This is a genomic window from Cyclobacterium xiamenense, assembly GCF_900109255.1.
GTDB classification, from domain to species: Bacteria; Bacteroidota; Bacteroidia; order Cytophagales; family Cyclobacteriaceae; genus Cyclobacterium; species Cyclobacterium xiamenense.
Genome location: NZ_FNZH01000003.1, coordinates 257,747 through 269,850, shown reverse-complemented (window position 1 = coordinate 269,850; position 12,104 = coordinate 257,747). Strand labels below are relative to the sequence as shown.

The following is a 12,104-nucleotide window of genomic DNA, read 5'->3' as shown; positions in this document are numbered from 1 at the left end:
CATTATCAATCGGGCATTGGGATCGCTGGCGCAAAAAAAAACCGACTGAAGGATTCCAATCGGTTTTCATAGGCAGCCGGAATGGGTTAATTTCCCTCTAGCGCATTCGCGCCTGCCACAATTTCAAGAATTTCATTCGTAATGGCAGCCTGCCGGGTTCGGTTATACACCAGCTTCAACTCTTTGAGCAGTTCTGCAGCATTGTCTGTTGCCTTGCTCATGGCCGTCATTCTGGCTCCGTGCTCGGAGGCGTTGCTGTCCAAAATGGCTTTGTAAAACTGAATTTTTAGCGAATTGGGAACCAATTCCTCAATGATATACTCCCGCGAGGGTTCCACGATGTATTCCTGACTGGGCCGGGAATCTCCTTCTTGCCGCTCCAGTTTGCTTATGGGCAAAAACTGCTCCTTTACTACTGACTGAGTCGCTACGTTTTTAAACTCGTTGTACACAAGCAGCACCTTGTCAAATTTGCCCGCAACAAATGACTTCATCACGTATTCGGCCGCTTCCTTTACCGGATCAAAGGAGACATCTTCGAACAACTTTGCGTAATCGGCATTCATGGGGAACGACCTCTTTTTAAAATAATCCAAGGCCTTTTTGCCTACCGGCATCAGGGTGATCTCCTTGTCCTTATGCTCCTCTATAAGAGCCATGGAAGCTTTTAGGATATTGGAATTGAAGGCACCGCACAGGCCTTTATCAGAGGTTATAGCTACGATCAGAAGTTTTGAAACTTCCCGCTCTTCTGCGTACACAATGTCGGTACTCCCTTCGGTACCCGAGGAGATGTTATTCAGAATAGAGGTCAGTTTTTGGGAATAAGGCCTCATTTGAACAATTTTATCCTGAGCCCTCCTCAATTTGGCCGCCGCTACCATTTTCATCGCTTTGGTGATTTGCTGCGTAGAGCTTACCGAATTGATTCGTTCCTTTACTTCTTTGAGATTGGCCATAATTGCTTGCTATCCTTCTTTGTTACAGAATTCCGAAAATTACTTGGCTGCGTATTTTGGTGCCAACTCGTCAACCGCCTTTTTAAGCAATGTGCCCATGGTGTCCATATCGCCCTTGCTGATAGCCGTGAGTGCTTCTGGATATTGCGCCGTGATGAGGTTGTAGAAATCCTTTTCAAACGCTTTTACCTGATCGACCGGTACGGAATCGAGTAAGCCTTTGGTAGAAGCGAAAATAATGGCCACCTGCAACTCCACCTTTACCGGTGAATACTGACCTTGTTTCAAGATTTCCTGATTCCTTCGTCCCCGCTCAATGGTTCGCTTTGTGGTGGGATCCAGATCCGAACCGAATTTGGAAAATGCTTCCAACTCCCGGAATTGGGCCTGATCCAGTTTTAGCGTACCCGCTACCTTTTTCATCGATTTGATTTGAGCATTACCACCCACACGCGATACCGATATACCCACGTTGATCGCAGGTCGAATACCCGAGTTAAAAAGATTGGTCTCCAAAAATATCTGCCCATCGGTAATGGAAATCACGTTGGTAGGAATGTAGGCAGAAACGTCCCCCGCCTGTGTTTCGATGATAGGAAGGGCCGTCAACGATCCCCCTCCCTTGACGAGCGGTACCAGAGACGGCGGCAAGTCGTTCATTTGACTGGCAATTTTATCGGAGGCGTTGATTTTAGCCGCGCGTTCGAGCAATCTGGAGTGAAGGTAAAAAACGTCCCCAGGATAGGCTTCACGTCCCGGAGGCCGTCGCAACAACAAGGATACTTCCCGGTATGCCACTGCCTGCTTGGAAAGGTCATCGTATACCACCAGGGCAGGTCTGCCCGTATCCCGGAAAAACTCCCCAATAGCCGCCCCGGTGAAGGGTGCGAAAAACTGCATCGGAGCAGGGTCTGCAGCAGAGGCACTTACAACAACCGTGTAAGGCAAAGCGCCGCCTTTCTCGAGGGCCGCTACCACGTTTGCCACGGTAGAAGCTTTCTGTCCGATTGCCACGTAAATACAAAAAACAGGCTCCCCTTTTTCGTAGAATTCTTTTTGGTTCAGTATCGTGTCGATGGCGACGGCTGTTTTACCCGTCTGTCGGTCGCCAATGATCAACTCCCGCTGTCCCCTACCAATAGGAATCATGGCATCGATGGATTTGATACCGGTTTGAAGCGGTTCGTTTACGGGTTGCCGGTAGATTACCCCCGGGGCTTTACGCTCCAGCGGCATTTCGTACAACTCGCCTTCCAGGGGGCCTTTTCCGTCAATCGGCGTGCCCAAGGTATCGACCACGCGACCCAACATGCCTTCTCCTGCTTTGATGGATGCAATTCTTCTGGTTCGCTTGACGGTATCGCCCTCTCTGACAGACTTGGCGTCACCAAATAGTACCGCCCCCACATTGTCCTCTTCCAGGTTAAGCACCATGGCTTTCAAACCATTCTCAAATTCGATCAATTCCCCTGCTTGCGCTTTGGAAAGTCCGTAAATTCGGGCTACCCCGTCACCTACTTGGAGCACGGTCCCAACTTCTTCCAATTCCGCTTGGGTTTTGGCACCAGAAAGTTGTTCTTTCAAAATTGCCGAAACTTCATCAGGTCTTACATCTGCCATTATTGTATAGGATTAGTATTGATTACAGCTTTTATTAATATTTCTTCTCGTACAGGTTTTGGGTAAAACCCAATCGCAGTTGTTGCAGCTTGCTCTTTATCGATTCGTCAAGCTGCCTGTCTTCGATGTTTAAAACAAATCCACCGATCAGATTGGGATCGATTTTTTCTATCAACTCCACCCGGTCCTTACCGGAGTACTCTTTTACAATCGCAATAAAGGAATCCCGCAACGCCTGGTCCAACTGAATGGTAGCAACTACCTCGGCCGTTTGAATACCCATGTGCTGATTGTACAGGCGGTGAAATCCCCGGGCCATTTCGGGAAGCAGGCTTTCCCTGCCCTTCTTGCTCACTAACTCAAAAAATTTCAGTGTAAGGGGGGCGACGTTTTTACCAAAAAGCGCACGGATCACGGTCATTTTCTGATCGGAAGTGATGACTGGACTTTTTATAAGGTCAACCAGCTCCGGGCTTTGCCCGGTCGTATTGAGAACACCCTTCATGTCCTCGTGCACGCTTTCCAATACATTGGTCTCCACTGCCAGTTCCAACAATGATTTTGCGTATCGCGAAGCTACTCTGTATGCTGACATTCCGGAGGGTTTAATTTAATTTTATATCTTTTACAAATTCCTCGACCAACTTCTTCTGCGAAGGCTCGCTGGAAAGATTTTGCCTCATCAGCTTTTCGGCGATGAGGAGCGACATCTCCGCCACCTGAATCTTCACATCTGTCAACGCAGCTTGTTTTTCTGTCTCGATCACCGCCTTGGCCTCTTCGATCATTTTAGCGCCCGCACTGGCCGCTTCACCTTTCGCGTCCTCCATTAATTTTGCTGCATATTCGTTGGCTGATCGAAGAATTTCATCCCGCTCGATACGTGCCTCCTGAAGCAACTTCTCGTTTTCGGCTACCAAATTGGCCATTTCCATTTTGGCCTTTTGCGCCTCGTTGAGGGAGGCTTCTATGGCCCCGTCTCGTTCTTCCAAAGCGGAAAGTATGGGTTTCCAGGCAAACTTTGCCAACAGCAGAAACAGGATGGCAAAACCAATCGTTTGCCAGATAATCAATCCTAAATCGGGGCTAATCAGATCCATGGTAATTCGTGTTATGCGTGATATTGGGGTTGTTCAATTTTAAGTAAAGGACCGGCCTAATGCCGGTCCTTGTGCCTTTACTAGAAAGTTAGGTTACCATTAAGTGCAATCAGCAGACAAACTACTACCGCAAACAAGGAAACCACTTCAATAAGTGCAGCGATGATCAGCATTGCTGTCTGGATTTTTCCAGCTGCCTCTGGCTGTCGTGCAATGCCTTCCATGGCTTGTCCACCGATTCTACCAATACCCAGACCTGCGCCTATCGCAACAATTCCGGCACCGATACCAGCACCCATGAGTGCAAAACCGGCAGTCAATAATAATGAAGTCAACATACTCGTTTTTTATTTAAATTAAATTGAACAAAGAAATTTCGAATTAATGATCGTGTCCGTGGTCTGCAACGGCTGCTCCGATATACATGGCCGAGAACAAGGTAAATACATATGCCTGAATGGTTGCCACCAACAGCTCGATTACATTGATAAAGACCACCATCAAGGTAGAGGCAACGCCCACTGCATAGGATTCAAAGACAAATATCAATCCAATAAAACTCAATATCACGATGTGCCCCGCCGTAATGGCTACAAACAATCGGACAGTAAGTGCAAAGGGTTTGGTAAATAAACCGATAATTTCTACCGGTACGATGATGAGCAATAACGGAAGCGGAACGCCAGGCGTGGCCACTACGTGCTTCCAATAGGCCCGGTTTCCGTTTAAATTGGTGACGAAAAACGTAATCATCGCCAGGGTAACCGTGACGGCGATATTACCGGTGAGGTTTGCCGCTCCGGGAAGCAATCCCAGAAGGTTTCCTATCCAAATAAAGAAAAACAGTGATAGCAGGTAAGGCGTAAACTTTTTGTACCTGGGCCCGATGTTTGGTAGGGCGATTTCGTCCCGTACGAAAATCACAATGGGCTCCACAAAGGAGGCAACCCCTCTCGGAGGGCTGTTTGGGTGTTTTTTGTAATGACTGGATGCCCCGAGCATCAGGTACAGCGTAACCCCTATCACCAAAAATAGCATGGCTACGTTTTTAGTGATGCTCAGGTCGATGAAACTTCTGCTTTCATCAACTGCCTGCAACTTGTCGTGATCGTCGATGTAATAACCGGCGTGTTCGACACCAAAATGATGCGTGTCCGGGTCCACAAAGGAGGTGGAGGAAAAGAATTCGAAGCCCCTGTCGGCCGAGTAAACGATCACCGGCAACGGCAGGGTGACATGGGTATGACCGATGGTAGCAAAATGCCACTCATGGGAATCCTTGATGTGGTGCATGATGAAACCAGTCTTGTCTTCATCTTCACCGGAGGCCGCCACCGAGGAGCCAGAAAAAGCCAGTAAAACCACTGACACTAAGAAACTTAACCTGATAAATTTGCGGAACATCAAAATATTTTTTATCGCCTATTTCGAATGAAGGCGCAAATTAGTTATTAAGCCGTACATATCAAACAATAAGTACAACAAATAAATTATAAAGAAATCAATTACAAACCAAAGTATATTTTCATCCCCGGGCAATAAAATCAAAAAAACAAAGCCAATACTAAGGAGCAATCGAAGCACCGTGGTGCCCAGAATGACCGAGACTGAATGGAACATTTCGAGCCGCATCAACCGAAGCGCCAGCACCCCCGTAACGCCAGTTAACAGAGCAAAGAAGAGTAAAACGGTCCAGAAATGTCGGTGAAACCAAGGGCCTGGAAAAAAAGCCTGCCCGAGTCCACCAAGTAACCCGAGTAAAAGGGTGAAAACAGTAATTTTGAGGATCCATTGTATCGGGGCAATATGCATGGCTAGACGATCGGAGTGTGGGTTGACGAAGGGCCCTTAGGTATCATCGGATTTGAGGGATTTAAAAAGCTGGTAAAAGGCGATCGCAAGGGAAAGGAAACAACCAATAAGCAGGTACAGCGGAAAAACCATGTCCGTCTTGAGGTCTACCCTATACCCGAGGTAGGTGCCCAGTGCGATGATCGTTCCCATCTGAAAAGCGAGCCCTATGTATTTCAAAAAGCCTCGCGACTCAATTTGAGGAGGCTTGTTTTTTGGGGTTGACATGTTCCCGGTCAATTTTTAACTGATTATTGGTCCCCATGTTGCATTTCCCATTAAACTCAGCCCCGTTTTCAATGATGAGTTTCTTTGTATAGATGTCGCCGATTATCAATGCGGTCTTTTTTAAAAATAAGGATTCTTCGCAATGAATATCCCCATTGACCTGACCTGAAATTTCCACATCGGCCGCCTTAACGTCTCCGTTAACTTTTGCCGATTCGCCGATAATGATCTTTTGCTGGGAATCCAGGGATCCTTCTACGGTCCCCTCCACGCGGATATTTCCCTGTGAACCAATATTTCCGACGATCACCGTTCCGACGGCTACCAAATTGCTGGACGTCACCAGCTCGTTGGTATTTCTTCTATCATCCGTATTTTTTGCCATAATTAGTCAAATGTTATGAATTCCCTGGGATCCAGGGGATTACCCCTGTACCACAATTCCAGATGCAGGTGTTGTCCCGTGCTCTGCTCGCCGGTATTTCCAATGATGGATACGATCTCTCCTCCGCGGATCGGATCGCCTACGGCTTTCAATATTACAGAATTATGTTTGTAAATCGAAATCAATTCATTCGAATGCTGTATCCCAACTACATATCCGGTTTCAAGCGTCCATGTAGCGAGAATGACGGTCCCGTCTGCGATGGCCTTTACCGGCTCGTCTTCTCCAGCCACTACGTCTATTCCAAAATGGTTTCCCGAGGGAGAAAAGCCGTTGGTCACCACGCCTTTTACGGGGGGAAAGAAATAATTATCGGTAAATGTACTATTGTCTAACCTTCCAAAACCTCCCTCTTCTAGCGGAAGTGATTCAAACTCACGGATGATATCCCGGGTAGCCTCGCTACTTTTGTACAGGTCGATCCCGGATCTATCGGGCTGCTGTTCGCCTTGATTTTCCTCCGGGCTGACTTCTTCGGAAACAGGCTCCGTTTCTCCGGAAAGCACCATTTGGATGTTTCGCACGTACTGGTCCTTGGCCTCCACCTCCACGATCAACGAATCGATGGTCTCGGACAAGGTGTAAATTCTCACCATATTTTCTGTTTCCACGTACATGGGATCAAACCAACGGGCCAGTAGCGTCTTGGACAAAAACAAGGACAACACAAAACAGGTGAGAAATAACAAGGTGAACAATAATCCAACCCGTATCTTCGTAATAGTAAAGGAAGTAATGACCGAAAAGTCCTCCTCCTTCCTGATGACAATCAGAAACTTGGTTTCAATCCAGTCGTTTATTTTCTGTTTTACGCTCAATGGTATCCCTGTTTAATGCATTATCTTTTACAAAAATAGAATTTAATTCCTTTCGTTTAAATTTTTCTTTCAAAAGAACTAATTTGGACCATCAACCAACACGCGACAACTTGTACAACGCATTTATTTCCATACTGACTGCTTTCCTCCTACTTTCAGGTTTGCTGGCCTGTTCTTCTCAAAAGGATACCTTCACCAACCGCCTGTACCATAACACAACGGCCAGGTTCAATGCCTATTATTACGCCAAAGAAAAAATTAAGGAATTGGAGAATAAACTAGCGCAGGAATACCAGGAAGATTTTTCGCAGGTGTTGCCCGTATTTTATCCGATCGATAGCAGCATCATTGAAGCAAATGAGGAGTTGTTGGTCGAGGCCAGAGAAATGGCGTCCAAAGCGGTGGACTGGCATAAAATCAGCAAGTGGGTGGATCCTTCCTATTTATTGATCGGACGAGTAGATTATTACCAGGCAAAGTTTGACGAGGCACAAAATACCTTCAAGTACCTGAATGTAAACAGCGCGCAGGACGAGGTACGCCACGAATCGCTGATTCGCTTACTGAAATCGTTCATTGATCTCCGGCAGTTTGAAGACGCGAATTTTGTGGTAGACTACCTTTCCAAAGAACCTTCCATCAGCCGGGAGAACAAAAAGTTGTTGTACACCACGCTGGCCTACTACTACGAAGCCAGGGGCGAGACGGACATGATTGTGCCTTCACTATTTAAGGCCCTGGAGTTTACCGATGACAAAGCAGAGGCTTCCCGGATCAATTTCATTTTGGGGCAGATGTACCAACTTGCCGGCCTGGATGCCTTCGCCTACGAATACTACCAAAAATCGCTGTCCGGGAGTCCAACCTACGAACGAACCTTTTTTGCCCAATTGTATTCTCAGCAGGTGGCCGAGTTGGAAAAAAGCAAAGACCTGAAGCGTGTAGGGGATTATTACGATAACTTGTATGCAGACAACAAAAACGTCGAATTTCGGGACGTGATCTTATTCGAAAAGGGTCGCTTTGAAAAAAAACAGGGAAACCTGGACGAAGCCATACGCTTGTATTCAAAAGCGGCAAAACAACCTGGAGAAAATGACCGACAAAAGGGATACATCTATGAGGAATTGTCGGAGGTGTTTCTGAGGGAAAAAGAAGATTTTCTTAAAACCAAGTACTACCTGGACAGTGCCCTTGCAAAATTCAAAGAAACCGATCGAAATTACGCTTCCCTTGCATCACGGAAGGTGGTCTTCGATCAATATGCCGAAAACTACGAGCTGCTGACGAGAAATGACAGCCTTTTACGGCTAAGCCAACTTAGTGCAGCAGAGCAGGAGGCTTACGTGGATACGTACCTGGCCCAAGAAGAAGAACGCCTCATCCGGGAGGCCGAGGAGGCCAGCGAAAAGAAAACCACGGGAATTTTCGACAACCTGCTGGCATTTGGCGGAAGCGGCGGAGGAAGCACCTCAAGCTTTTACTGGGATAACCCGGCTGCGATCCAACGAGGCTCGCTTGAATTCAGCAGAACCTGGGGCAATCGACCGCTCTCGGATAATTGGCGGAGTAGTAACCGGGGCTTTCAGGACAATACCGATGAAACGAGCCCTTCCACCGCAGTAGAAGCCGAGGATCTTACGGAAACCTCTTCCGAGGCCTCGTTTGCCACACAACTTCCGGACAAAAGCAGCCTGCTTAGCCAAATCCCCAACGAACCGGAGACCCGGCAAAAAATGCTCGAAGAGACCGAAAATGCCTATTTTAATCTGGGTAAGCTGCTTTACTTCGACCTGAAGCGCCCTGAAACGGCCATCGCCAATCTCGAAAAATTGATCGACGAATTTCCCGAAACGCCAAAAAAGCCAGAAGCCTACTACACCTTGTACCTTGCCTCACGCGATTTGAACCGCAACCCGGAACGATACGCGCAGTTACTAAATACCGAATTTCCCAATTCCCAGTTTACGAAATCCGTTAACAATCCAGAAGAGGTATCCGGCTCCCAGGCAAATTTTGAATCGGCCCAAAACTACAAAAAAGCCTACGCGCATTATGGTGAGGGAGAATATGCCGCCGCCCGGGGCATCATTCGGGAAACACTAAACCGATACCCCCTGAGCAAACATACGGACCGATTATTGCTGCTGGATATTCTCGTTGCCGGAAAGCTGGAGTCGGTAGATCAATACAAGGAACGATTGGAAGGATTTCTGCAAAATGCCCAGGACGAAAAACTACTGGAATTTGCCGGGAATCTGCTGCAGGCAGTCAGTGAAGGAGACGCGTCCGATGTACCGGAAGAGCAAACTGCCCAAATGGGGGCTGAAGATGGGTCAGGCGAAGAGGCCGAGACAGCCCCCTCCACCCCTGGCGACCTGTCTCCGTACAGCGAAAACCCCAGTCAAACCCATATCTTCATTTTACCAATGGGCGAGGAGTTGGCGGAAAACGTTGGCAACCTAACCGCCGAATTGGAAAATTTCCATACGGCAAATTTCACCAATGAGCGCTTACGAACCGGAACCATTGCGCTCAACCGAGAGACCAAAATTTTAATCATCAGCCCCTTTCCAAATGCTGAAAAATCCCTGGAATACCTGGATACGTTTTTAAACAGTTTTAACAATGATTCCTTACCTGAGGAGATAAAAAATAGTAGTTTTGTGATTTCCATAGAAAATTTTCAGCAACTCAACAAACGAAAAGATCTGGAAGAATACCGGACCTTCTATGAGCAAGCTTACTGATAACCTATATGAATACGAATAAGAAAAGTAACCGCATGCCCCTGTACACGAAAATCATCCGGTACATGTGGCTGGTTTTTATTGTGGGTTTGGTAGGGATCGTTCTCTTCATCGCTGCAGTGAATGTCAACTTTCTGGGGCTTTTTGGAGACTTACCGGACTTTGAATCCCTGGAAAACCCAGAAAGCGAACTGGCATCGGAGCTCTATTCGGCAGACGGCGTTTTGCTGGGAAAATACTTCCGGGAAAACCGGACACCAGTCAGCTATAACGAACTCTCCCCCAACCTGATAAACGCCCTCATCGCCACGGAGGATGTTCGCTTTGAAGACCATTCCGGAATTGATCCCAGAGGTCTGTCACGGGTGTTGGTCAAAACCTTGCTACTCGGTCAACGGGGTGCCGGGGGAGGAAGTACGCTGAGTCAACAGACGGCAAAAAACTTGTTTAAAACCCGGACCAGGGAATCCCAGGGCCTTCTCAGCAATGTTCCCATTTTGCGCATGGTCATTATCAAAACCAAGGAATGGATCGTGGCTGCAAAACTGGAACGGGCCTATACCAAAGAAGAATTGCTTACCATGTACCTGAATACTTCCGACTTTGGTAGCAATGCCTTTGGGATCAAAACTGCCGCCGGCACGTTTTTTAACAAGGAGCCAAGGGATCTGAATATCCAGGAATCCGCCACCCTGGTCGGACTTTTCAAAGCGCCCTCCTATTACAGCCCCGTGTATAATCCCGAGAATTCCAACCGGAGACGAAATACGGTACTTTCTCAGATGAATAAGTACGGGTTCATCACGCAATCCCAATTCGATAGCCTGTCCAAGCTACCCATTGAGCTGGAATACCTGGTGGAAGGACACAATGAAGGCTTGGCTACCTACTTTCGGGAAGTAGTAAAGGCTGATCTGATCCAGTGGACAAAAGAAAACCTCAAGCCCGACGGAAGCAATTACGATCTCTTTGGTGATGGATTGCGCGTGTATACCACCATTGACAGCCGGCTTCAGAAATATGCCGAAGAGGCGGTAGCCGAACACATGCCAGAACTTCAGGCGAAATTTAGAGAAGAAATGGGTAACCGCGATCCCTGGATAGACAGCCAGGGCAGGGTAATTCCGGATTTTATTGAAAATGCAGTAAAACGAACACAGGCCTACCGAAACCTGAAATCCCGCTACGGAGATAACGAGGATAGCATTTCCGTCAAACTCAACGAAAAGAAAAAAATGACCGTATTCTCGTACGAAAAGGGCGAAATCGATACCCTCATGAGTACCATGGATTCTCTTCGGTATTACAAAAAATTTCTGCAAACCGGATTCGTTTCGATGGATCCACACAGTGGGCACATCAAAGCCTGGGTGGGAGGTACCAACCACAAGTATTTCAAGTACGACCATGTCAAGCAAGGCAAACGGCAGCCTGGGTCTACCTTCAAGCCCTTTGTGTATGCAGCGGCAATTGAAAATGGGTACGGCCCCTGCTATACGGTCATCGATCAGCCGGTTGAAATTAACCAACCCGACCAACCCACCTGGCGACCGAGCAATGCCAATAGGGAATTCACCTTCGAACGCATGACCATCCGTGCTGCCATGTCCCAGTCGGTAAATTCGGTCACCGCTTATATGATGAAAAAATTGAGTCCAGGCGTGGTGGTGGAGACGGCCCATCGAATTGGGATTACCAGTGAACTGGAAGAAGTACCTGCATTGGCCTTGGGCACCGTAGACGTCTCCATTATGGAAATGGTCGGATCATTTAGCACGTTCGTCAACAAGGGAGAACACATTACACCCATATACATCGACCGGATTGAAGACAAAAATGGCAACGTATTGCATCAGTTCATTCCGAGAAAACGCCCGGCCATGAGTGAGGAACATGCCTACATTATGGTCTACATGTTGCGGGGAGGTACAGAAGAAGAGGGTGGTACCAGTCAGGGATTGCCTCGTAACCTGCGGGACGAAGGGAACGAAATTGGCGGCAAAACAGGGACCACACAAAATGCCTCAGATGGCTGGTACATGGGCATCACCAAAGACCTGGTCAGTGGCGTTTGGGTGGGTGGAGACGACCGTGCCATCCACTTTCGCAGTTGGCTCAACGGGCAGGGTTCCCGCACCGCCCGACCTATCTGGGCAAACTTCATGACCAAAGTGTATGAAGACCCCAGCTTGGGTATAACCAAAGGCCCTTTCCCCAAACCGGAAAGACCCCTTAGCATCGAAATTGATTGCTCCAAATACGATCTGAATCAGGATGTCTACCAGGAGTTCGATTACGATGCAACCAGCACGGATTTTTAATCTGCGGAACAA

The 12,104-nt window shown here is 47.7% G+C and carries 11 protein-coding genes; 2 read left to right on the top strand and 9 right to left on the bottom strand.

The window, feature by feature from the left end:
• Nucleotides 1-86: 86 nt before the first annotated feature.
• The 9 genes from atpG to BMW71_RS10595 form a co-directional block, all read right to left on the bottom strand.
• Entirely contained in the window at nucleotides 87-959 is an 873-nt protein-coding gene (gene atpG / locus BMW71_RS10640) for an ATP synthase F1 subunit gamma (protein WP_092173435.1), read from the bottom strand.
• Nucleotides 960-998: 39 nt separating this feature from the next.
• Complete coding sequence (atpA, locus tag BMW71_RS10635) at nucleotides 999-2,579, bottom strand: F0F1 ATP synthase subunit alpha (RefSeq protein WP_092173432.1); 1,581 nt, start codon at nucleotides 2,577-2,579, stop codon at nucleotides 999-1,001.
• A gap of 34 nt (nucleotides 2,580-2,613) precedes the next feature.
• Nucleotides 2,614-3,174, bottom strand: a complete 561-nt coding sequence (gene atpH / locus BMW71_RS10630) for an ATP synthase F1 subunit delta (RefSeq protein ID WP_092173429.1) — start codon at nucleotides 3,172-3,174, stop codon at nucleotides 2,614-2,616.
• Between the two features lie 10 nt (nucleotides 3,175-3,184).
• Nucleotides 3,185-3,679 carry a F0F1 ATP synthase subunit B gene (gene atpF, locus BMW71_RS10625; protein ID WP_092173426.1) on the bottom strand — a complete coding sequence of 165 codons (495 nt, stop codon included), beginning with the start codon at nucleotides 3,677-3,679 and terminating at the stop codon, nucleotides 3,185-3,187.
• An 80-nt stretch (nucleotides 3,680-3,759) separates the two neighbouring features.
• Complete coding sequence (gene atpE / locus BMW71_RS10620) at nucleotides 3,760-4,017, bottom strand: ATP synthase F0 subunit C (protein ID WP_010854327.1); 258 nt, start codon at nucleotides 4,015-4,017, stop codon at nucleotides 3,760-3,762.
• Nucleotides 4,018-4,060: 43 nt separating this feature from the next.
• The gene (gene atpB / locus BMW71_RS10615; RefSeq protein WP_092173423.1) at nucleotides 4,061-5,083 is read right to left on the bottom strand and encodes a F0F1 ATP synthase subunit A; all 1,023 of its coding nucleotides are present in this window, start codon (nucleotides 5,081-5,083) and stop codon (nucleotides 4,061-4,063) included.
• A 444-nt stretch (nucleotides 5,084-5,527) separates the two neighbouring features.
• Nucleotides 5,528-5,758: an AtpZ/AtpI family protein gene (locus BMW71_RS10605; RefSeq protein ID WP_092173417.1), complete on the bottom strand. Its 231-nt coding sequence runs from the start codon at nucleotides 5,756-5,758 to the stop codon at nucleotides 5,528-5,530.
• Nucleotides 5,724-6,143: a bactofilin family protein gene (locus BMW71_RS10600; protein WP_092173414.1), complete on the bottom strand. Its 420-nt coding sequence runs from the start codon at nucleotides 6,141-6,143 to the stop codon at nucleotides 5,724-5,726. Before BMW71_RS10600 ends, BMW71_RS10605 begins: the two co-directional genes overlap by 35 nt.
• Nucleotides 6,144-6,145: 2 nt before the next feature.
• A complete protein-coding gene (locus BMW71_RS10595; protein WP_092173411.1) occupies nucleotides 6,146-7,021 on the bottom strand; it encodes a M23 family metallopeptidase in 876 nt (291 codons plus the stop codon).
• An 83-nt stretch (nucleotides 7,022-7,104) separates the two neighbouring features.
• On the opposite strand from BMW71_RS10595, the gene porW reads away from it, so the two are divergent.
• Together porW and BMW71_RS10585 are read left to right on the top strand one after the other, a co-directional pair.
• Complete coding sequence (porW, locus tag BMW71_RS10590; RefSeq protein WP_244891149.1) at nucleotides 7,105-9,771, top strand: type IX secretion system periplasmic lipoprotein PorW/SprE; 2,667 nt, start codon at nucleotides 7,105-7,107, stop codon at nucleotides 9,769-9,771.
• Between the two features lie 8 nt (nucleotides 9,772-9,779).
• Nucleotides 9,780-12,092, top strand: a complete 2,313-nt coding sequence (locus BMW71_RS10585) for a penicillin-binding protein 1A (RefSeq protein WP_177179615.1) — start codon at nucleotides 9,780-9,782, stop codon at nucleotides 12,090-12,092.
• Nucleotides 12,093-12,104 lie beyond the last annotated feature (12 nt).